19 protein-coding genes are annotated in these 21,857 nt (G+C 63.7%); 9 read left to right on the forward strand and 10 right to left on the reverse strand.

The window, feature by feature from the left end; translation table 11 throughout:
* Window positions 1-12: 12 nt before the first annotated feature.
* Both B5X73_RS04890 and B5X73_RS04895 read right to left on the reverse strand, forming a co-directional pair.
* Window positions 13-405 (reverse strand): putative signal transducing protein, encoded by a 393-nt coding sequence (locus B5X73_RS04890; protein ID WP_036115141.1) that lies wholly within the window; start codon window positions 403-405, stop codon window positions 13-15.
* A gap of 36 nt (window positions 406-441) precedes the next feature.
* On the reverse strand, window positions 442-1,695 hold the full coding sequence (locus tag B5X73_RS04895; RefSeq protein ID WP_079520795.1) for an alkaline phosphatase family protein: 1,254 nt from the start codon (window positions 1,693-1,695) through the stop codon (window positions 442-444).
* Window positions 1,696-1,749: 54 nt separating this feature from the next.
* On the opposite strand from B5X73_RS04895, the gene B5X73_RS04900 reads away from it, so the two are divergent.
* Window positions 1,750-2,178: a hypothetical protein gene (locus B5X73_RS04900; protein WP_079520796.1), complete on the forward strand. Its 429-nt coding sequence runs from the start codon at window positions 1,750-1,752 to the stop codon at window positions 2,176-2,178.
* 84 nt (window positions 2,179-2,262) lie between these two features.
* Window positions 2,263-3,933: a urocanate hydratase gene (gene hutU, locus B5X73_RS04905; protein ID WP_079520797.1), complete on the forward strand. Its 1,671-nt coding sequence runs from the start codon at window positions 2,263-2,265 to the stop codon at window positions 3,931-3,933.
* A 98-nt stretch (window positions 3,934-4,031) separates the two neighbouring features.
* On the opposite strand, the gene msrA is transcribed toward hutU, so the two are convergent.
* On the reverse strand, window positions 4,032-4,706 hold the full coding sequence (gene msrA / locus B5X73_RS04910) for a peptide-methionine (S)-S-oxide reductase MsrA (RefSeq protein WP_079520798.1): 675 nt from the start codon (window positions 4,704-4,706) through the stop codon (window positions 4,032-4,034).
* A gap of 192 nt (window positions 4,707-4,898) precedes the next feature.
* On the opposite strand from msrA, the gene B5X73_RS04915 reads away from it, so the two are divergent.
* A complete protein-coding gene (locus B5X73_RS04915; protein ID WP_079520799.1) occupies window positions 4,899-6,146 on the forward strand; it encodes an HD-GYP domain-containing protein in 1,248 nt (415 codons plus the stop codon).
* Window positions 6,143-7,393 carry a putative bifunctional diguanylate cyclase/phosphodiesterase gene (locus tag B5X73_RS04920; protein ID WP_043692790.1) on the forward strand — a complete coding sequence of 417 codons (1,251 nt, stop codon included), beginning with the start codon at window positions 6,143-6,145 and terminating at the stop codon, window positions 7,391-7,393. Before B5X73_RS04915 ends, B5X73_RS04920 begins: the two co-directional genes overlap by 4 nt.
* A gap of 57 nt (window positions 7,394-7,450) precedes the next feature.
* Here the strand turns inward: B5X73_RS04920 and coaE are convergent, their stop codons facing one another.
* From coaE to pilB, 4 genes are all read right to left on the reverse strand, one after another.
* Window positions 7,451-8,053 carry a dephospho-CoA kinase gene (gene coaE / locus B5X73_RS04925; RefSeq protein WP_079520800.1) on the reverse strand — a complete coding sequence of 201 codons (603 nt, stop codon included), beginning with the start codon at window positions 8,051-8,053 and terminating at the stop codon, window positions 7,451-7,453.
* Window positions 8,050-8,919: a prepilin peptidase gene (locus B5X73_RS04930; protein ID WP_036115119.1), complete on the reverse strand. Its 870-nt coding sequence runs from the start codon at window positions 8,917-8,919 to the stop codon at window positions 8,050-8,052. Before B5X73_RS04930 ends, coaE begins: the two co-directional genes overlap by 4 nt.
* A gap of 80 nt (window positions 8,920-8,999) precedes the next feature.
* Window positions 9,000-10,265, reverse strand: coding sequence for a type II secretion system F family protein (locus tag B5X73_RS04935; RefSeq protein ID WP_043692798.1), 1,266 nt, complete (start codon window positions 10,263-10,265; stop codon window positions 9,000-9,002).
* Window positions 10,266-10,408: 143 nt separating this feature from the next.
* Window positions 10,409-12,136, reverse strand: coding sequence for a type IV-A pilus assembly ATPase PilB (gene pilB, locus B5X73_RS04940; protein ID WP_079520801.1), 1,728 nt, complete (start codon window positions 12,134-12,136; stop codon window positions 10,409-10,411).
* 171 nt (window positions 12,137-12,307) lie between these two features.
* Here pilB and B5X73_RS04945 point away from each other — a divergent pair, with 171 nt between their 5' ends.
* From B5X73_RS04945 to B5X73_RS04965, 5 genes are read left to right on the forward strand one after another with little or no spacing between them, the layout of a single operon-like run.
* The gene (locus tag B5X73_RS04945; protein WP_079520802.1) at window positions 12,308-13,180 is read left to right on the forward strand and encodes a glycosyltransferase family 2 protein; all 873 of its coding nucleotides are present in this window, start codon (window positions 12,308-12,310) and stop codon (window positions 13,178-13,180) included.
* Window positions 13,177-13,899 carry a class I SAM-dependent methyltransferase gene (locus B5X73_RS04950; RefSeq protein ID WP_079520803.1) on the forward strand — a complete coding sequence of 241 codons (723 nt, stop codon included), beginning with the start codon at window positions 13,177-13,179 and terminating at the stop codon, window positions 13,897-13,899. The genes B5X73_RS04945 and B5X73_RS04950 overlap by 4 nt, the downstream gene beginning before the upstream one ends.
* 14 nt (window positions 13,900-13,913) lie before the next feature.
* Window positions 13,914-15,065 carry a glycosyltransferase family 4 protein gene (locus B5X73_RS04955; protein WP_079520804.1) on the forward strand — a complete coding sequence of 384 codons (1,152 nt, stop codon included), beginning with the start codon at window positions 13,914-13,916 and terminating at the stop codon, window positions 15,063-15,065.
* Window positions 15,062-16,105, forward strand: a complete 1,044-nt coding sequence (locus tag B5X73_RS04960; protein ID WP_176167729.1) for a glycosyltransferase family 4 protein — start codon at window positions 15,062-15,064, stop codon at window positions 16,103-16,105. Before B5X73_RS04955 ends, B5X73_RS04960 begins: the two co-directional genes overlap by 4 nt.
* On the forward strand, window positions 16,102-16,626 hold the full coding sequence (locus tag B5X73_RS04965; RefSeq protein WP_079520806.1) for a methyltransferase domain-containing protein: 525 nt from the start codon (window positions 16,102-16,104) through the stop codon (window positions 16,624-16,626). The genes B5X73_RS04960 and B5X73_RS04965 overlap by 4 nt, the downstream gene beginning before the upstream one ends.
* Here B5X73_RS04965 and B5X73_RS04970 read toward each other — a convergent pair.
* The 3 genes from B5X73_RS04970 to B5X73_RS04980 are packed head-to-tail and all read right to left on the reverse strand — an operon-like array spanning window position 16,586 to window position 21,826.
* On the reverse strand, window positions 16,586-17,887 hold the full coding sequence (locus tag B5X73_RS04970) for a lipopolysaccharide biosynthesis protein (protein WP_079520807.1): 1,302 nt from the start codon (window positions 17,885-17,887) through the stop codon (window positions 16,586-16,588). The two genes, B5X73_RS04965 and B5X73_RS04970, sit on opposite strands and share 41 nt — an antisense overlap.
* Complete coding sequence (locus B5X73_RS04975; RefSeq protein WP_079520808.1) at window positions 17,880-19,832, reverse strand: hypothetical protein; 1,953 nt, start codon at window positions 19,830-19,832, stop codon at window positions 17,880-17,882. Before B5X73_RS04975 ends, B5X73_RS04970 begins: the two co-directional genes overlap by 8 nt.
* A complete protein-coding gene (locus B5X73_RS04980) occupies window positions 19,829-21,826 on the reverse strand; it encodes a hypothetical protein (protein WP_079520809.1) in 1,998 nt (665 codons plus the stop codon). Before B5X73_RS04980 ends, B5X73_RS04975 begins: the two co-directional genes overlap by 4 nt.
* Window positions 21,827-21,857 lie beyond the last annotated feature (31 nt).

The raw sequence follows: 21,857 nt of genomic DNA on the forward strand, positions 1-21,857 counted from the left end.
GATGTCGTCCACTCAGAGGACCTGGGTGGCCTTGAGGAATACCACCAGCATCACCCCGGCGACGATGGTCAGCACCATCAGGCGCACGCGGGACGCGGTGCGCTGCGCGACCGGACGGCGGTCCGGCGTGCGGTGCAGCTGGAGTTCCTCCTGGAAACGCACGACCGGTTCGATGCCGATGTCCTTCAGCAAGGCGCGGGCCTGCGGAAAGTCGTCGGCGCTCTTTACCCACACCTGCGGCCAGGTATCGCGGTCGGACTGGCGCTGCGAATAGCTGAAGCGCTGGTAGGTCGGGCGATTCCAGGTCGAACGGTTGGTGACGGTCGTCTCGATCGCGTGCTCGGCGAGCAACGCGACGATACGGTCGATGTTTTCGGGGCGGGGGGAGGTATAGATCTGGCGCATGGCCCGATTCTACGGGATTGCCGCCCCGTCCGCCGTTCAGTGGGCCGGTGTCGCCAGCACGCCCTCGACATCCTTCAGGTGCCCGTCGTTCGGCAGCGGTTCGATGCCGATCAGGTGGGCGAGCAGCGGGTAGACGTCGACGTTGGGGAACGGCGCGATGGTCACGCCATGGCCGATCGACGGACCGCGGGCGACGAACAGCGCGCGCATGGTCGGATCGAGGTTGTCGTAACCGTGCTCGCCGCGCGACATCGGCCCGTTCCGCTTCGCCAGCTGCTCGTGGCTGGTAATCGCCCAGCCGGTGTCGGCGAGGCACAGCAGCGCCGGTACGCGGCGATGGGTGCCGTAGTTCAGGCGCGCCGGCAGGTCTTCCTTCCGATAGCAATGCATGTGCTCGTGCGGACCGAGCAGCCGCGCCACGGCGGCGGTCGAGTCACGATCCGGCTTCGGGTTGAAGGTGGCCATGACACCGAACGACACCGCGTCGAGCGCGTCGAGGTCGGTCTCCTGGTCGGCGAAGACGATGTTGCCCCTGGGCACGTCGGCCATGCCGTGGTCGGACAGCACGATCAGGTTCATCCGGTCGTAGAGCCCGCGCTGGCGCAGCTGCGCGGTCAGGTAGCCCAGCGCGTCGTCCACCTCGCGCAGTGCGGCGTTCACCTCGGGCGAATCGGGGCCGAACTCGTGGCCCGCGTGATCCACCGTGTCGAAGTACAGCGTGTCGAACACCGGCTTCGGACCCGCCTCGTCGATCCATGAGAGCAGCTTGTCGACGCGGGCGCGTGAGGTCAGCGAATCGTCGAAGGGAATCCAGTGGTCCGGGCGCACGCCGTGAATCGCGGCCTCGGTACCCGGCCAGAACATCGTCGCCGTGCGCAGGCCCTGCTTCTGCGCCGTCACCCAGATCGGTTCGGCATCGGCCCACCAGCGGCCGTCGCTCGTGGCCGCGCGGTTGCCCAGGCTGAAGCTGCCCAGCGCCGGATCGCTCATCGTGTTGTTGACGATGCCGTGGTGGTCCGGCACGCGTCCCGTCACCAGGGTGTAGTGGTTGGGGAAGGTCAGGGACGGGAACGACGGCAGCATGTAAGGCGCACGGGCGCCGTCTTTCGCCATGGCGACGAGGTTCGGGGTCAGTCCGCGGTCGAGATAGTCGGGACGGAAGGCGTCGATCGAGATCAGCAGGACGGGGGGATGGGCGGGAGCGGTAACCGGGCGCGTGGCGCAAGCGGTGACGGCCAGCGTGGCGATCAGTGTGAAGATCGCGGCGAGGCGGGGAAACGTGACGTTCATGACGGAAAACGTAGGCTCTGAGCTAATCAATACCCACCATGATGGCGGACTCTCATGACCAATTCATCACGCAACATCTTGCTGTCGGTGCTGTTCGTCGCCGTGCCCGCGCTCGCGGCCGCGCAAACCCCGCCCGCCAAGCCCGCCCGGCCCGCCGCGGCCGCTCCGGCTGCGACACCGCGTCCCCGCGCGGTCGTCTCCACGCCGTCGCAGACGGCGCAGTTCCAGCGCCAGGTCGATCGTCAGCAGCTGCAGAACGCGCAGAACCAGAGCAACGTGCGCCAGCAGCTGCAGCAGAACAACACGGCGATCCAGCGCACCAACGCGACCGACCCGGCCATGCGCAACCAGCTGGACAACGCACAGCGCAGCCAGCAGCAACTGAACCGCGCGCAGCAGGATTCGGCCGCGCGCCAGTACGAGACTACGCCCTCCAACCGCGGCGCCGTGGCTCCGTCGCGACCGTCCACCAGCGGCCAGTAAGCGCCGGCTTTGCTGCGCCGCCGCTGGCGGGCGGCGGCGCGGCGCGCCCATAATCCGGGATTCCCCGAGCTCCGGAGCATCCCGATGACGGCTGTCACGCGCATCGACACCACCCGCACCATCCGCGCGCCGCGCGGCACCGAACTGACCTGCCGCAGCTGGCTGACGGAAGCGCCGTTCCGCATGCTGCAGAACAATCTCGATCCCGAGGTGGCGGAAAACCCGGCGGAACTGGTGGTCTACGGCGGTATCGGGCGTGCCGCGCGTAACTGGGAATGCTTCGACGCCATCCTGCGCAGCCTGCGCGCACTTCGCGACGACGAAACCCTGCTGATTCAGTCCGGTAAGCCGGTCGGCGTGTTTCCGTCGCACCCCGACGCGCCGCGCGTGCTGCTTGCCAATTCCAATCTGGTGCCGGCGTGGGCCGACTGGGAGCACTTCAACGAGCTCGACCGCAAGGGCCTCATGATGTACGGCCAGATGACCGCCGGCTCATGGATCTACATCGGCTCGCAGGGCATCGTGCAGGGTACCTACGAGACGTTCGTCGAGATGGGGCGTCAGCATTACGGCGGATCGCTGGCCGGTCGCTGGATTCTGACGGCGGGCCTCGGCGGCATGGGCGGCGCGCAGCCGCTCGCCGCCTCGCTGGCCGGCGCCTCGTCGCTGACCATCGAATGCCAACAGAGCCGCATCGATTTCCGCCTGAAGACGCGCTACGTGGACGAGCAGGCCAGCGACCTGGACGACGCGCTCGCGCGGCTGGATCGCTACGCGAAGGAAGGCCGCGCCGTGTCCGTGGCGTTGCTGGGCAACGCGGCCGACGTGTTGCCGGAGCTCGTACGCCGGGGCGTCCGTCCCGACGCCGTCACCGACCAGACCAGCGCCCACGACCCCGTCAACGGCTACCTGCCGTCCGGCTGGACCGTCGAGGAATGGTTCGAGCGCCGCAAGGCCGATCCGACCGGCACCGCCCATGCCGCCAAGCTCTCCATGCGCCGTCATGTCGAGGCCATGCTCGCCTTCCATCGGCAGGGCGTGCCGACCTTCGACTACGGCAACAACATCCGTCAGATGGCCAAGGACGAGGGGCTGAGCGAGGCGTTCGCGTTCCCGGGCTTCGTGCCGGCGTTCGTCCGGCCGCTGTTCTGTCGGGGTGTCGGGCCGTTCCGCTGGGTCGCCCTGTCAGGCGACCCGGAAGATATCTACAGGACCGACGCCAAAGTTAAGGAGCTGATTCCAGACGATCCGCATCTGCACCGCTGGCTGGACATGGCGCGCGAGCGGATCAGCTTCCAGGGCCTGCCGGCGCGTATCTGCTGGGTGGGTCTGGGGCAGCGGCACCGGCTGGCGCTCGCCTTCAACGAGATGGTGCGCAACGGCGAACTGAAGGCGCCCATCGTGATCGGCCGCGACCACCTGGATTCCGGCTCGGTCGCCAGCCCGAACCGGGAAACCGAAGCCATGCGCGACGGCAGCGACGCGGTCAGCGACTGGCCGTTGCTCAACGCGATGCTCAACGTGGCGGGCGGGGCGACCTGGGTCAGCCTGCACCACGGCGGCGGTGTCGGCATGGGTTACAGCCAGCACAGCGGCGTGGTGATCGTGGCCGACGGCAGCGAGGCGGCGGACAAGCGACTGGCCCGGGTGCTGTGGAACGACCCCGGCACCGGCGTGATGCGGCACGCCGATGCGGGCTACGAGGATGCCGTGGCCTGTGCGAAGGAGCAGGGCCTGAACCTGCCCATGATCTGATCGCTTATGTAGGAGCGCGCCTGCGCGCGACCCGGATATCGCCCTGCGCGACCGGGATATCGCGCGCAGGGCGCGCTCCTACACGAGATTGCGGGTTCTCAGCGGCCGTTGGCCCAGCGGGCCACATACCGCTCCGGATAAATGCGCTGCAGGGCCAGCACCTTCGGCCGGTCGTTGATCGCGATGTACATCGCGTCCGGATTCAGACGCATATAGTCCTGGTGCTCGTCCTCCGCGAGGTAGAAACCCTTAAAAGGCGTTACCTCCGTCACGATTTTCGACGAAAACGCGTGCGCCGCGGTCAGCTGGGCGATATACGCCTCCGCCACCTTCTTCTGCTCCGGCGTCGCATAGAAAATCGCCGACCGGTACTGCGTGCCCGAGTCGGGCCCCTGCCGGTTCAGCAGCGTCGGATCCTGCGCCACCGAGAAGAACACCTGCAGCAACTGCCCGTACGACACCTGTGCCGGATCGTAAACGACCTTTACCGATTCGGCGTGTCCGGTATCACCGTCGCTGACATCGTCGTAATTGGCGTGGGCGGCGTCACCACCCGAGTAGCCGGTGCGGACGCTTTTCACGCCGCGGACGTGCTGGAACACACCCTCGACGCCCCAGAAGCACCCGCCGGCAAACACGGCGGTGGCGTCGCCAGCGGCCGGTGCGGCGTCGACGGTGGGAGCGGGCAGGCGAACCCCCTCGTCGCGCGCCGAAGCGGCCGAGCAGGCGGTGAGGGCGAGGAGCAGAGCGGGGATGAGGGAAAGGCGAGGCATGAGTTTCTCCCGGTCGACATGACCTGATACACCAGACCGGTGTACCCGGGAAAACCTCACACTTTGTGAAGGCCACCTTCACAACTCTGTACCTACAGAATCGGGGTGCAGGGCCGATAAGCCATCGACACGCGCAACACGCTAGAGTCGTGCGCGTATTCGGCCAGCGTGGCTAAAGGAGCGAGGGGAAACGTGGCGTACGATTTAGTGGAGCGACGTGTCTTCGTGTCCGACCTGGAGGTCGGCATGTATGTCAGTCGCCTGGACTGTGACTGGTCCGACACGCCCTTTCCGTTGCAGGGCCTGCCCATCGAGTCCCGTGAGGACATCGAGTCGCTCAGTCGTTTCTGCAAATACGTCTTCGTGGACATGCACCGTCAGGTCGTCCCCGACAGCCGGTTCACCCCGCAGCGCATCGCGCCGAAGGCCGTTGCCACCCCCGCACCGCGTGCCGTGGCGAGCCTGCGTCTGGTCAGTCGGCACGCGTATACCGACACGGCATCGTTCGACGACGAAATGCCGCGCGCCAGAGAGGCCTTCGACACCGTCGCCGAGTTCGCCACGCGCATGGTCGACGACTTGCGGCATGGTCGGCCGGTCGAGCCGCAGGCTGTCGAGAACGCGGTACGCCCCATGGTCGAGAGTGTGCTGCGCAGCGGTGACGCGTTCTTCTGGATCGAAAGCCTGCGGCGGCGCGATGGCTACACCTATCAGCACGCGATCGGCTGCAGCACGCTCGCCGCGGCGTTCGGGCGGCACATGGGCTTCGAAAGCGACGCCATCGTCAGTCTCGCCGCCGGCGGTCTGCTGATGGATGTCGGCAAGTCGCAGCTGCCTGAGGAACTGCTTAGTCGCGACGGGCCGCTGAACGACGACGAATGGGGCCTCGCACGTCAGCACGTCAATGAAGGCGTCGCCATCCTCGATCACTCCGGTGTCCTCGACAACGAAGTGCGCGACATGGTGCTCACCCACCACGAACGTTACGACGGTACCGGCTATCCCGCGGGACTGGCCGGCACCGCCATTCCGCTCGCCGGGCGTATGGCCGCGATCATCGACACCTACCACGCGATGTCGACGCCGCGTCCGTACCGTTCGGCCGTGTCACAGCATGTCGCCTTACGCGAGCTGTACGCCGGCCGCGATCGCGAATTCCAGGGCGAACTGGTCGAACAGTTCCAGGCCTGCCTGGGGGTTTATCCCACGGGCACGCTGGTCGAACTCAACACCGGTGAGGTGGCCATCGTGATGGTGCAGAACCAGTCGCGCCGCCTGCAGCCGCGCGTCGCGATTCTCTCCCGGCCGGACAAGAGTGCGCTCGACGATTTCCTTATCGTCGATCTCATGCGCCAGGTGGATCTGGTGCGCCGTGAGATTCTCCGCACCTTGCCAGCCGGTTCGCATGGCATCGATCCGCGCGAGTACTTCGTCGCATGAGCGAGCGGGCTTACATCCTGCCGGCGGTCCAGTCGATTCTCGACCGGTCGTCGCCGGATGCCGGCCCGTGCGCCGTCCTGATCGTGCGTCTGCAAGGTATGCGCGAGGCGCAACTGCGTTTCGGTTACGACTTCGGCAGCGACATCATGCTGGCCTCGCGCGAACGCATCGTCGATGCCGTACGCCATGTCGACACCGTCTTCGTGGCGGGAGATGACACGTTCGTGGTGGTTCTTCCGATGGTGCGCAACCGCACCCATGCGCTGCTTGCGGCGACCCGCATCGTCGGCGCGTTCGATGGTCCGCTGATGCAGGGTGAGCGTCCCTGGCACGGTCGCGCCGTCGTCGGTGTCGCCATCCATCCCGAGCACGGTGTGACCGCCGATTGGTTGTACCGCCGCGCTGAACTCGCTCACGACGAAGCCCTGCGCATCGGCGAGGCCTTCGCCATCTACAAGCCCGACGTGACACCGGTAGAAATCCTCTACGGCGAGTTACGCGAGGACATCGAAGCCAACCGCCTGCAGGTCGCCTTCCAGCCGCTGCACGATCTGCGCTCGGGTGAAATGAACCGCGTGGAGTCGCTGGCGCGCTGGACCACCGCCGCCAACATCATCGTCCCGCCCAGCGATTTCATCCCCTTTGCCGAGCGCAGCGACCTCATCGTGCCGCTGACCCGCTGGAGCATCAACGCCTCGCTGCGTCATGCGGCGGCCCTGCATCGGGGTGGCTGTGCGCTCGACGTGGCGATCAACCTGTCGCCGCGTGTGTTCGTCGAGCAGGGCTTCGCCGAACAGGTGCTGGGCGCCATCGATATCTGGGGCGTGCCGCCCCAGTCCGTGATCGTGGAAATTACCGAGACGGCGCTGCTCACCGATCTGGACATGAGCGTGCGGGTCCTGCGTCGCCTGCGCGACTGCGGTGTACGCGTCGCCATCGACGACTTCGGCACGGGGTACGCGTCGTTCGCCTACCTGCGTCACTTCCCGGCGACCGAGCTGAAGATCGACCGCAGCTTCGTCGATGCCATGACCGGCGACAGCCGCACCGAACTGCTGGTACAGGCGATGATCGACGTCGCCCACCGCCTGGGGCTGGAAGCGATCGCCGAGGGCGTCGAGGACGAGGCCACGCTGCGTCGCCTCGTCGAGATGGACTGTGATCTGGTGCAGGGCTACCACATCGGCCGGCCCACCCCGGCGGAGTCGTTCGTCAGCGAGAGGCTGACCGCCGCATCAATGGTTTAGGAGCGCGCCTGCGCGCGACAAGCTTTCGCGAAGTCGTTTCGCGCGCACGGCGCGCTCTTACAACGACAGGGTGCGGTAGCGGCGGTCGAGCATCTCCACCTGCGCATCCAGGTTCGCTTCGTCGCCATCGTTGACGAGCACATCATCCGCGATCGCCAGCCGGTCTTCCCGGCTCGCCTGCGCCGCGATCATCTTCCGGGCCAGCGCCTCGTCGATGCCATCCCGACGTACCAGCCGGTCGATCCGCACCGCCTCCGGCGCATCCACTACAAGCACCCGGTCGACCCACGCGTAATGGCGGTGGTTCTCCACGAGCAACGGAATCGACAGGATGCAGTAGGCGCCCGTATCGGCTGCGACAGCCTCCCGCAACCAGTCACGAATGCGCGGATGGAGGATGCCCTCCAGTGTCGTCCGGGCCGACGGATCGTCGAACACGCGCCGGCGCATGGCCGCGCGGTCCAGGCGGCCCTCGTCGTCCAGCGCCCCGGGCCCGAACACACGCGCTACCTCGGCAAGCGCCTCGGACCCCGGCTCCACCACGGCGCGCGACGCCGCATCCGCGTCGTAGGCGTGCACACCGCGCGCTTCGAAGCGGCGCTCCACCGCGCTCTTGCCCGATGCGATCCCGCCGGTAAGCGCGACGACGAAGCCGCTCATCGAATGCCGCTGACCTGCATGTAGAGGGCGAGCAGGCGATCGCCCACCAGAAACCAGACCCAGCCCGCCGCGGCGAGATAGGGCCCGAAAGGAATCGGCACCTCGCGTCCGTGGCGACGAAACAGAATCAGCGCGCCGCCGACGATGGCGCCGATCAGCGACGACAGCATGACGATCGGCAGCAGCGCGACCGGGCCCATCCAGGCGCCCAGCGCAGCGAGCAGCTTGAAGTCGCCGTGACCCATGCCTTCCTTCCCGGTCAGTAGCTTGAACAGCCAGTAGACGCTCCACAGGCTGAGGTAGCCGAGCAGGGCGGCGAGGATGGCGGAGGTCGGGGCGATCGGCAGGGGTTGCCAGGAGGGGATCAAACACAGGCCGAGACCGATCCACAGCAGTGGGTAGTTGAGCTCGTCCGGCAACAGCTGCGTGCGCGCATCGATGCCGGACAGCGCGATCAGGAAATACGTCAGCACCAGCCCGGCCAGGGCTCCCGGCGTCGGCCCGAAACGCCAGACCACCGCGGCACTGGCCAAGCCCGCCAGCAGTTCCACCAGCGGGTACTGGATCGAGATTGGTTCGTGGCAATAGCGGCAGCGGCCGCGCAGCATGAGCCAGCCGAACAGCGGGATGTTGTCCCGGGCGGCCAGCGGGTGCTTGCACTTCGGGCAGTGCGACGACTCTTTCACCACGCCGGGCGGCAGCGCCTCGTCCACGGCGTCCAGTTCGAGGACTTCACGCGCCTGCTTGCGCCATTCCGCCTGCATGCGCGCAGGGACGCGGAGGATCACGACGTTGAGGAAGCTGCCGAACAGCAGGCCGAAGACACCGGCGAGGCCGATCCAGAGAGCGAGGGGCAAGTCGGGCATGGAAGATCCGTGGTCAAGAAAAAACCCTCCGCCCGCGAGGGCGAAGGGTTCCTATTGTGCATGGCTCGGCGGGTGTTCGGTCAGACCGTGCCGGCGAGCTTGAAGATGGGCAGGTAGAGGGAGACCACCATGCCGCCGACGAGCACGCCAAGGATCACCATGATCATGGGTTCCAGCAGCGTCGCCAGATTGTCCACGGCGTTGCTGACTTCCTCCTCGTAGAACTCCGCGACCTTGAAGAGCATCGCGTCGAGCGAACCGGATTCCTCACCGATGGCGGTCATCTGGACCACCATGTTGGGAAACAGCCCAGCCTGACGCATGGACAGCTGCAACTGGTGACCGACGGCGATATCGTCACGCATCTGCATGACCGCCTCGCCGTAGATCACGCTGCCAGTGGCACCGGCCACGGCTTCGAGAGCCTCGACCAGCGGTACACCCGCGTGGAAGGTGACGCCAAGCGTACGCGCGAATCGGGCGATGGCCGACTGGTGCATGATGTTGCCCATCACCGGCAGGCGCAGCATCACGCGCTCCAGGAAATGGGCGAACTTCGGCGAGCGTTTCTTGAAGTAGATCAAAGCAGAGACGCCGCCCACGATGCCACCGATCACCATCCACCAGTACGACTGCATGAACTCGGACGCGCTGACCACGAACTGGGTCGGTGCGGGGAGTTCCGCCCCGGCATCCTTGAACGTCTGCTGGAACACCGGTACCACGAAGAGCAGCAGGATCATGGACACCAAAAGCGCGACCACGAGAACCATGATTGGGTAGAAGAGCGCCTTCTTGATCTTCTTCTTAATGCTCTCCATGCGTTCTTTGTAGGTCGCCACGGTGTCCAGCACCGTATCGAGTACACCGGCCGCTTCGCCAGCATGAACCAGGTTACGGTAGAGCTCGTCGAACTCCACGGGATACAGGGCCAACGCCTCATGCAGCGACGAGCCGCCCTCGATCGACTGCTTGACCTCGATCAGCATGTTCTTGAAACGAGGGTTCTTCTGGCCGCCGGTGATGATCTCCAGCGCCTGCACCATGGGCACGCCGGAGGCCATCATGGTGGCAATCTGGCGGCTGAAGATGGCGACATCGCGCGCCTGCACTTTCTTGCCAGAGGCGCCAAACAGCGGTTTCGAGCGCTCGCGCACCGTCTGAGGGTTCATACCCTGCCGACGGAGTTCCGCTTTGACGAGCGAGGCATTCTTGGCCTGCATCTCGCCCTTCATGCGCTTGCCGCGCTTGTCCAGCGCGGTCCAGTCGTAGACGATCAATTGACTTACTGATGCGCGCGCAGCGCCGATGGCGCGCGCGTTCTTGGTGGCGGTGGCAATGGCCATGACGCGGTGTTCCCCCGGGTGGATGCCTCAGGTGGCCGCCGGCTGGCGGTCGGCCCCTGTTCTTATTCTAGTGTGAACGCAACGCGAGGTGGCTTTCTGCCATCCAGCGCACATCTTCACACGTCTCGTCCCCTGACGAGACGTCAGTCCTTGGTGACGCGGTTGATCTCGGCCAGACTGGTGACGCCGTTGCGGACCTTCAACAAGGCTGATGCCCGCAGATCGTTGATGCCGGCTTTTTTTGCCACCTCAGCGATCTGCATGGCGTTGCCGCCCTCCAGAACGATCTTCTGGATGTCCTCGACCATCGGCATGACCTGATAGATACCTACGCGGCCCTTGTACCCCTCGTTACAGCTGTCGCAGCCGACGGCCTCATACACGGTGATGCCAGCGTCGATTTCTTCCTGGGTAAAACCCTCGGCGAGCAGTGCGGCCGGTGGCAGGCTGATTTCCCTTTTGCAGTCGTGCAGCCGGCGGGCAAGGCGCTGGGCGATGATCAGGGTGACCGACGAGATGATGTTGTACGGGGCGATGCCCATGTTCATCAGGCGCGCGATGGTCTGCGGCGCGTCGTTGGTATGCAGGGTGGACAGGACCATGTGACCGGTCTGCGCGGCCTTGACCGCGATTTCTGCGGTTTCCAGATCGCGGATTTCGCCGACCATGATCACGTCCGGATCCTGGCGCAGGAAGGAGCGCAGAGCGGCCGCGAAGGTCATGCCGCGCTTGACGTTCTGCTGGACCTGATTGATGCCCTCGACGCGGATTTCGACCGGGTCTTCCACCGTGGAGATGTTGCGCCCCTCGGTGTTGAGGATGTTAAGGGCCGTATACAGCGACACCGTTTTACCGGAACCGGTCGGGCCGGTCACCAGGACCATGCCGTAGGGCTTTTCGATGGCATCGAGGTAGAGATTCTTCTGGACCTCCTCGTAGCCGAGTTTGTCGATGCCCAGCTTGGCGGACGAACCATCGAGGATACGCAGTACGATCTTCTCGCCGAACAGGGTCGGCAGGGTGCTGACGCGGAAGTCGATGGCGCGGGTCTTGGTCAGGTTGAGCTTGATACGACCGTCCTGCGGGACGCGGCGCTCGGCGATGTCCAGACCGCTCATGACCTTGAGGCGCGAGGCGATGCGGTTGCCCAGCTTGATCGGCGCCGTGGCGACGACGCGCAGGATGCCGTCCATGCGCAGGCGTACGCGGTAGACCGTTTCGAACGGTTCGAAGTGGATATCCGAGGCGCCGCGCTTGATCGCGTCGACCAGGACCTTGTTGACGAACTTGACGATCGGGGCATCGTCGTTGGCGTTGGCGTCGATGCCGGTAGTGGCGTCGCCGTCTTCGTCGCCGCTGTCCAGCGCCAGGTCGTCGAGGTCGCCTTCGCCGAAGGCGGGCACCGAATTGCTCGCCGCAGCCAGCGCGGTTTCGATCACCCGGCGCAGCTGGGCTCGATCGACCAAGACGGGTTCGACCATGTGGTTCGAATGAAACTTGATTTCGTCCAGCGCATGCGACTGCATAGGGTCGGCGATGCCGACGAAGAGGCGCTTGCCGCGTTTAAAGAGCGGCAGGGCCTGGTGCTTGGCGATGAGCGCCTCAGTCACCAGATCCAGCGGCATGTTGGCCGGGACCATGGCGCCAATGTCCATCAGCGGCATGCCGAACTCGGAAGACGCCACCTGGGACAGCTTGGCGCTCTCCACCAGGTTGTGGTCAACAAGCCACGCGGACAGGGACGAGCGCTTTTCGGCGGCGTCCTGGACGGCCTTGCGAACGTCGGCCTCGGCCATGACGCCTTCGGTGACGAGTCGTCGGGCCATGCCCGTGAGGCCCGCCAGCATGGGCGAATGCATTTGTGAAGCCATGTTGGGTCCCGTTTCCCCGAGATACGCGCCTGAATCTACTCCAGATTGTTCATTTGGTCACGCGTGGACCCGTGAAGCCCGTCGCGGTTCCTCTTGGCCGGAGCCCGCGGAGAACGTCTCGTTTCGCTGCGGGGATATCCCTTATCATTTAACGACCAAAGGGGAGTTCTCTTGAGCCGTATAAGCATCATCCTGCCCGCCAAGAATGAGGCGGCTGCCTTGAAAGACCTGTTGCCTCGCCTGGTGGCCGCCCAGCCGGGCGCAGAGATTATCGTGGTAGACGACGGGTCGACCGATGACACGCCAGGCGTTTGCGCGGCGGCAAACGTCACCTGTCTGTCTTCTCCTTACTCGATGGGCAACGGTGCGGCGATCAAACGCGGTGCCCGCGCGGCGACTGGCGAGATCCTCGTGTTCATGGACGGCGATGGGCAGCACGATCCGGCGGATATCGCCCGACTTGTGGCAAGGCTCGAGCAGGGCTACGACATGGTGGTAGGTGCGCGTGACTGGGAAAGTCAGGCGGGGGTGGGGCGGGGTGTCGCCAATACGGTTTACAACTGGCTCGCTACTAAGATGACTGGGCAGCCGGTGGCGGACCTTACTTCGGGCTTTCGCGTTGCCCGGGCAGGACGCTTTCGCGAGTTCATCCATTTATTGCCTAACGGGTTCTCGTATCCGACGACCAGTACGATGGCGTTCTTTCGAAGTGCGTACGGCGTGGCTTACGAGCCGATCAAGGCGGGGCAACGCGTGGGTAAGAGTCACATCAAGCCGCTGAAGGATGGTGTGCGCTTCTTGCTGATCATCTTCAAGATCGCGACGCTGTATTCGCCGCTAAAGTTGTTTTTCCCGGTGAGCCTCGTGTTTTTTCTGCTTGGCTGCGTGAACTATGCATGGACTTTCATCCATGACGGTCGCCTGACCAACGGAAGCACGCTCATGTGGAGCGCTTCGGTGATCGTCTTCCTGATTGGCCTCGTTTCTGAGCAGATCACCTCGTTGACTTATCGCCCCGGTGATGTTTCGGAGCATCGTCGATGAGCGCCGCCGATCAGCAAAATGAAATCGAGCAGATCCGAAAGTTCTACGATGAGGAGTACTACGGCCGTAAAGGCCTGTCTCGTCGTTTGCCATGGCACTGCCGTCGCGCGGCCGGCCTCTTGGGCGATGTCCGCGGCAGGGCCGTGCTCGATGTCGCTTGCGGGCTCGGTGACTGGCTTGGGTATTTCCGCGACCGCGGTGCGTCCGGCATCAGCGGCATCGACCTATCGGCGCGTGCCATCGAGGCATGCCGCGCAAGCTACCCCTCCGGTGATTTCAAGGTTGGCGAGGCGGAGACGCTTCCCTTTGCCGATGCAAGTTTCGACATCGTTACCTGCATGGGGTCACTCGAGCATTTTGTTGACAAGCCCGCCGCGCTTCGCGAAATGTTGCGTGTCGCCCGCCCCGGTGCGCGCTTTGTACTGCTTGTGCCCAATTCAGGATTTCTCACCCGTCGGCTTGGGCTCTATTCCGGTACGCAGCAGGCAAAGATCAAGGAGGACGTGCAGTCCCTGAACGCATGGGGCGCGCTCTTTAACGCATCTGGCTTGCGCGTGACACGTCGCTTGCGTGATTTGCACCCGCTCAGTGTCTCGTGGATCACGATGGGTAAGCCGCTGAACTGGCCGGTGCGCGCATTGCAGGCACTTGCCCTGACGTTGTGGCCTCTGTCGTGGCAGTATCAGGTGTATCACTTCTGCGAGCGAAGCGCGCCATAGTCAAGGATCCTGATATGGCCTCCCTGCCTTCGCTTCTGCTTATTACGCGTAACCTCCCGCCTTTGCGCGGGGGCATGGAACGCCTCAATGCGCACATGGCCGAGGCCCTCGCGGTCGACTACCGGGTAACAGTCATCGCGCCTCGCGGCAGCTTCGTCGGTGACGACAAGCGCGTGCGCATGCTGCGTTGTCCTGTGCCCGGTCTGGTAGCGTTTCTTGCATGGGCGTTCGTTGCGGGCGTTTTCAGGGCGCTCGTCGACCGGCCACGTTGGGTGCTCGGCGGGAGCGGTCTGGTCGCGCCCATGGTGCTTTTGGCTGGTTGGATCTGCGGCGCGAGTCGTGCCGTCTATCTGCACGGGCTCGACATCGTCGTACCCAACGGCCTGTATCAGCGAGTGTGGCTTCCGGCGATCCGAAAGATGCATCGCTGCATCGTCAACAGCCACAACACGCGCGACCTTGCGGTTAACGCAGGTGTGGCGGCGGATCGTGTCAGCATCGTTTTTCCGGGTGTGACCTTGCCCGAGAAACCACCGGAAGCCGACCCCGAACGATTCCGGGAGCTAAGAAACCTTGGTACGGGCCCCATCATCCTCTCGGTGGGCAGGCTGACGCGTCGCAAGGGGCTCGCGGAGTTTGTAGAACGGGCGCTTGCGACATTGATCGCGGCCGCACCTGATGCCCAGTTGGTCGTCATTGGTGATGACGCGCCCGACGCATTGAACGCATCGGGTATGGGACAGCGCGAGCGCATTGAAGCAGCTGCACGGAAGGCGGGTGCGCAGAGCGCGATCCATCTGCTGGGGGCAGTTCCCGAGGACGAACTGGATGCGGCCTTCGCCGCCGCGGCCGTTCATGTTTTTCCCGGTATCGACGTGCCCGGGGATGTCGAAGGTTTCGGTATGGTGGCCATTGAAGCTGCCGCGCGCGGCCTTTCCACCGTGGCATTTGCCGTCGGCGGCGTGGGCGACGCGGTGGAGGATCCCGCCAGCGGTACGCTCGTGCCAGCGGAGCGCTACGAGCTACTGGTCGAGGCGCTGGTCAAGCGCATAAAGCAAGACGGTAACGATGTGCGCGACAGCTGTCACCGGTTCGCCGCGCGTTTCGCATGGCCGGTGTTCGATCGTGCCATTCGTGCGGCTCTTACGAAGGATGGGAGAGCGTGAAAAGCGAACAGCCGATACATGTCTGGATGCCGAACGTGCGGGGCAACAGCGGCTCGGACGTCTTTATCGAACGCCTAGCCGAAGGCTTGCGCGATCGAGGTGTCACCGTAACGGTCGACTGGTTCGATCGGCCCTTCGAGTTTGTTCCAGAACTTCTGGCGCTGCGTCGTGCGCCGGCGGATGTGAATGTCATTCACGCCAACGGGCTGAACGCGTTTGCCTTTCGCAGGCACGGGTTGCCCCTTGTGGTCTCCGAGCATCACTACGTCCTTGACCCCGGCTACAGGCAGTTCAAAACCCGAGTTCAACATCTCTATCAGCTCACGATAACGGGCCGGTCGTCGAAGCGCTCGTTCGCCGCGGCGTCGATGCTCGTGTCTCCCAGTCGCTTTACCCGGCGCGTGTTGATGGCGGTGGCACCGACGACGCCGCAAGCGACAATTCCACTCTGGGTCGATACCGAGCGATTCTCGCCTGCTGCCGATTCGCAGCGGCGGCCTGGTCCTCTTCGGGTGCTATTTGTGGGTAATAGCTCGTTCCGGAAAGGTGCGGATGTCATCGCGCCGCTTGCGGAGCGACTTGGCCACGGATTTGAATTCCTATGCACCGGTGGCTTGCGTGGAGGGGCGGACGAAAGCGCCGCCGCTTCCGTGCGCCACCTTGGGCGCCTCTCCGTCGACGAACTGGTCGCCGCATATCGCGATTGCGACGCTGTGCTCGTGCCTTCGCGCTACGAAGGGTTTGGCTACGCCGCCCTCGAAGCCATGGCGTGCGCCAAGCCGGTAGTGGCGTTCGCATGCGGCGCGGTTGACGAGATTGTCGACGACGGAGTTACGGGTTTCATGTTGCCCATCGGGGACATCGAGGGCACAGCAGCGGCGATCCGCGCGTTGGCCGACGACTCCTCGCGCGCGGCGGCCATGGGGCGGGCAGGGCGCGCCAGGGCACTGGCGGTCTTCTCCGAATCATCCGGAATCCAGGCGTATCTCGATCTGTATCGTCAATTGCTGCAGGGCACGTCAAGGGGATCGGTCGCATGAAAATACTCAACCTGGGATCTGGCAACGATTACCTCGACAACGCGGTGAACGTTGATTTCTACGCGGCCAAGGCGGATGTTCGGCACGACCTTGAAGCCATGCCATACCCCTTCGAGAATGACTCGTTCGATGCCATTCGCTGCATGAACGTGCTGGAGCACTTGCGGGATCCGATCCGCGTGATTGAAGAGTTGCACCGCATCGGTAAGCATGGTGCCAGGGTGACGATTCGCGTGCCTCACTTTCGAAGTGCGGCGTTGTACGAGGATATAACGCATCAGCGTGGCTACGCCTGGCGCACGCTCGATCACTTCACCGCCGAGGGTGAGGTCTATGGTGACTACACGCGACGTGGGTTTGTCATGGTCGATCGTCAGTACACGCCTTATCTGTTTCCATGGCTGTATCGGATGCTTTCCAAAGTGCCAAGGCTGACCGACAACCTGCTCAGCAAATACATTCCGATGGCGTCGATCCTTTTTACGCTTGAGGTTCGGAAGGCGGCGGAACATCAGGGCTGACGGCGCGCCGCCGCAAGATCAGCAGCATGATGGCGGCGGCGATGGCCACGGTCACTTCCGAGATCATGACCATTCCGACCATGCCGTGCGCCCCGTAACGCGGGATCAGTCGGGCCGCCGTCACAATCATGACAACGCATCCCAGTGCCTCTAGCATGGCGCGCATGCCGGGACGTCCTTCCGCCACCAGCAGGCTGCCGAGGACGAAACGAAGGCCAAAGGCCAGCGGTAACAACGCCAGAAGAACGGCGAAGTCGCCTGCCTGACGATAAGCCTGCCCGAATACCCAAGGCAATGCGGGCGCAAGCACCAGCATCGCGAGGCACCCCGCGAGGGAGCAACCGGCTGCCGTCATGAACACCTTCAACGCGAGGCCTCGGCGGTGCGCGCCCTCCGCTGCAAACAACCTGGGCTGGGCACTCAGAACGAGCGAGGTGGTCGGCGTGCTGAGGGAAGAGGCGAGGCGATACGCCAGGGCGTAGGCAGCTGCGGTCGCAGGCGAGCCGAATCGCACCGCTAGCGATTTATCCATCTCCACAAGTGCATTGTTGGTGAACCAACCGGCGCAGAAACGTAAGGCTTCGGTGGTTGTGCCTTTTGGCACGCCACTGGATGAAGAGGCGGGACGAAGCATGCCTTTGACCAGCCCTATCGTGAGCAGTGCGGCAATCACGGAAGCGATGGCGTGATACGTCAGGTACTCATCGAGCGTCCTGGGGGACGCGGACCCCAGGAACGCAATGGTGCCGGTCAGTCGCGCCGCCGCCATGACGCACGGCAGCGCAGCCGACCACGCGATGCGATCAAAGGCCTGAAAGGCGAAGCCGCCCAGGTAAACCACCGGTAGGCAGATAAGCTCGGAGAGTCCGATGCACGCCAAGGCCGTCGCGGACAGCGAGACATGTAATAGCGAGGGAGCGCTGGCGACGAACAGCAGGGACGAGAAGGTTCCCGTCGACAGGAACATGCGGAGGGCATGCCGCCACGCGGCGCTCCAGAGCGTCGGTCGGGTAGCGACCTGCTTGACCATAAGCATGCCGGTGCCGAGACCAGACAGGCCGGCGGCCGCCGTTGCGAGTCCGGCGGTGCCTACAAAAACGCCATATTGTTCCGGCGCCAGGGCGCGTGCCAGCAGAATGAGGAAGCCGACCTGTAGCAGAAGGCGAAGAAGCTGGAATCCTGTCGCCATCGCTGTGCGGTGGGCGAGGGGGCTTCGCGCCAGCCTTTCGAGTCGCGACTGCAGGGGGAGGCTGTCACTCATGGGTGGGGGCGGCTCTCTTGTGTTCGCTATCGGCCGCTAATGAACGCAAGGTAGCGATTTCACGATCCAGCCGACCTCCCATGTTCATACGGGCGAGGCTTTCAATCTGCGCGTTGGCTTCGGCGAAGTCGCCTGTGCCTGTCGCCATCCTGGCAAGGCCCACTCGATACGCCGTCTCGCGAGGCGACGCGGCGACAGCCTCTTTTTGAACGCGCAGCGCCAGCGGTTTGTCGTTCAGCGTGCTCCAGGCGAAGTTGGCATACATGGCGAGAAGCCGAGCGCTAGGTTTCGGATGATCCATGGCCGCAAGATAGGCGTCGAGCAAGTCCTGAGCGGGGAAGTGGCATGATGCTTCGCGAAGGCAGGCTGAAAGAGCATCGAGTGAACTCTCGTCCTGAACGGTGGGGGGGCGGCTTGCAAGCTTGCGCGTCATGCTCGCCCACCAGACCCGCTCAATCGGCCGGTCCATACGTGAGTTCATGAAGATCAGAGCTTGCTCGGGCAGGATCGAGGAGCCGTCGATGGACGCGGCTCGCTCGAGCGGCGCGCGCGCGAGGTCGGCGTAAGGTGAGTCGGCGCGGTAGTGGGAATAAATGACATAAGTTCGTCCAAGCTCATATTGAGCACGAGGCGAGTTAGGGCTCCGGTAAGCCAGTTCGCTTGCGAGCGCCAGGGGATCGCCCCATGAGCGCGCAGTCAGCAGGGTAAGCCCTGCCTGCCAAGCAACAATGGCGGTGACAAGGGTTACGACCAGCGCGCGACCTGCACGGGCCGTGGCGATGGCCTGCGCAACCAGGTCGGCCACGGCGAGTACCAGGCCGAGGCTGGCGAAATAGTTGCGGTGTTCGTAGACCAACTCGAGCGGCAATACCGTCGCGGTCAGCAGATGGCAGCCCAGATACCACGCGATGCCCAGTGTGAGCAGCGGCCGCGAGTGGCGTAAGCGCCAGGCCAGTGCCGACAGAGCCGCCAGGGCCAGAATACTCGCGAGCGTGGTCCATGGCTGTAGCAGTCCCTGCGAGATGACAAAGTCGTCGTGATAGAACGACAGTGCGCGGGGCGTGGGTACCAGCGTCCAGCCGATGTAATCCACGACAATCCGCGCTTCCGAGAGAAGTCGGGTTCCAAGCGTGAAATCTCGCCTGGCCCAGGTCTGAGGGTCCAGGATCGAGGGCGCCAGCCATGCACTTCCGACCATCATGGGTACGGCAAGCACAAGCATGAAGAAAGCGATCAGGCGGCGATCAATCTTTTGGTCGGACGGATCGTTATGTTGTCTCCATCTGAAAACGATCGCCTCAACGAGAAACGCATACAACGGCAGCATGATCGCCGTCTCTTTCGCCAGCACGCCAATCCCAGTGCATAGGAGGATGCCACCGGCGGAGAGTGCGAATCCTGTGCGCCCGGCAAGCATGCGGGTGCGTCCGGCAACGTATGCATAAAGCCCGAGCAGAACGAAGAAGTTCGCCATGCTCTCCATGCGCTGCACGGTGTAGAGCACCGAGGTGAGGTTGATCGACAGCAAAAGCCACGCGGTTGCTGCGAGTGCGGCGGTTCGGCCTGGATGGAACCGATCACGGGCCTTTCGTAACACTGCCCGTAATAACAGAAAGGTCATTACTCCATTCAAAAGATGGATGACGACGTTTGTCGCCTTCATCGCGGAAGGATCCATTCCAGTGATCAGGAAGTTGATGGCAAAACTAAGAGACGCCAGCGGGCGCTTGAAATCGCTGGACGGCGAGGACAGTGCAGCGTTCAGCAGGGACGGCAGGTCGAATGACCCTGGGTGGACCCCCTGATTGTCGACGATGTTCGGGTAGTCATCGAACAACCATGCGCCTGACAGGCCTGGCGAATAGATCGCGAGTGTCAGCAGCGAGCCGAGGAGCAGCAAGCACCAAGGTGAGCCAACTAGGCGCTTGATCGTTGATGTGCTCATGGGTGGTGGGAATCCTGCAGATCATGTCTCAATGTGCTTTCCAGTCGGGCCCGTTCGCGGGGCCAATAGCCCTGTCGTTTCAAGACCCACTCATGAAGCATTGGCATTCCTATGCCCTCATGAGCGGCTGGCGTCAGTGTGTCGAATGTTTCCAGATGCCGGATACCCTCCGCAGGATAGCCGGAGGATCCCAGGATGGCGGCTTGCTGCATGGCAATCCCTTCGCGAGGCTCGATGGCGAGGGCGTCGTCGAAGGCGGCCAGGGCTGCAGCGGGGTCACGTTGCTCCAGTGCAATCATTCCTTCGACATGCTTGAGGTCCTGGCGGCGCCCTGCGGGAAACTTGGGATTCTGGGCTCCGGCCTTGATCAGCGACGACAGTGCTTCGAGGTCGAGGCCAGGGCATGGATTGTCACGAATGCTGACAATTTCGCGGCCAAACCACGAAACTAGCAGGGCACCCGGATCACGCGCGGATGTCATGGCTTGGCTTGCGTTCTGGACGTCGGCGGGAGTCGCGGTATGCATCGCGCATCGAGCGGCGAGAAGATTTAGAGCAAGCTGTACCTCGTCAGGATGCGCGTCAAGCAAAGGCGCCAGGCGCGCCACGGCTTTTGCCGGGTCGCCGCGGTCCAGATCGCTTTGTGCCGCGTTCACCTGGGCCCTTGGCGATTGGGGATTCAATGCCGCCCAAAGCCGGGCCTGATCGCGGCCGTTGCCCCACAGGGATGCGTTGGCGTAAGTCATCGAGGCCAAGCCAATCAGCAGTAAGCCGCCCAACAGCGCGCGCATCTTCCCTGTGACCGCGATGCCGCCTATGTGAGCCTTTGTCTGGGTAAGCCATCGCGCGATTGGCCAGAACATCAGAAGCGATGGCAGGTAATTGCGGTGTTCGAAGTAGAGCTCGAGAGGGATGGTGGTGGACTCCACCGACTGGCCGACCAGGAAGAAAACGACGGCGGTCGCCAGCACGGGAGCATGTCGGCGTATACCTATTGCCAGAACGACGAGTCCTGCCAAGCCGGCGATCGCAGGTAGTGTCGTCCACGGCTGCAACAGACTGACGGATGCCTCGAACTGGTCGTTAAAGACACCTGCCGTATAGGGGCGCGGTAGCCAGAGAAGGCGCAGGTAGTCCCACAGCACGCGCGGCTCGGTAAGCAGGCGCTGTCCCAAGGTCCATGGCCTTTGGTCGCCGATGCCTTCAGTGAATCCGCGAATTCCTAGCCAGAAAAGTCCGCAGGCGACCGTTGCGGAGATGGCGCCGCATCCGGCTAATACAAGCGTATGAGCATGCGCCGCCTGCGGAAGTCGGATCCGATTGGCGCGGCGTAGCAAGCCGAACTCTATCACCAGTACTAGTGCTGGCAAAAGAATTCCATTCGCCTTGGAGAGGACACTCATGCCTGTCGCCGTTACGAGCGAAGCAATGGCCCAGATCATGCCTGCCGAGATGTGGCCCCGCGCCAATCGCTCACGTCCGCCCAACCAGCCGAGTAAGCCTAGAAGGGTGAACGTGGCCGGCAGCATGGCTTCACGCTGCACGACGTAAAGCGTGGTCGATACAAACAGGGGGTGGAGTATCCAGAAACCCGTGGCAAGCAGCGCGGCGGCGTCGGCGTGTCGTCCGTTCAAATCACTTTCAGGCGAAAGGCCCTTGCCGAGTCGGCTGAGCAAGCAGAACAGCAATACCCCGTTGGTCAGATGAAGTATGAGGTTGGTGCGCTTGAACGGATATGGAGCAGCGGGCCAATCATGTGCATCAACGAGAAAGCTGGCCATGGCGACAGGGCGGCCTGTCGGATCTGCGATGCCGGACGTCACATATCGCGCGAGCGTAGCCAGATCGACCACAGGGCCATCGGCACCGAGCGCAGGCAGATTGGCATAGTCGTCGAACAAAAACGGACCGGAAAGGCCGTTGTCGTAAACCAACCAGCTCATAGCGAGAAGAAGGTAAAGCCCAATGTGGCTTCCCTTGAAGCGGATACGCATCGCCTTTGATCTTGATCCGGATGGTAAGTAA

The sequence above is a fragment of the Luteibacter sp. 22Crub2.1 genome (genome assembly GCF_900167995.1).
GTDB lineage: Bacteria > Pseudomonadota > Gammaproteobacteria > Xanthomonadales > Rhodanobacteraceae > Luteibacter > Luteibacter mycovicinus.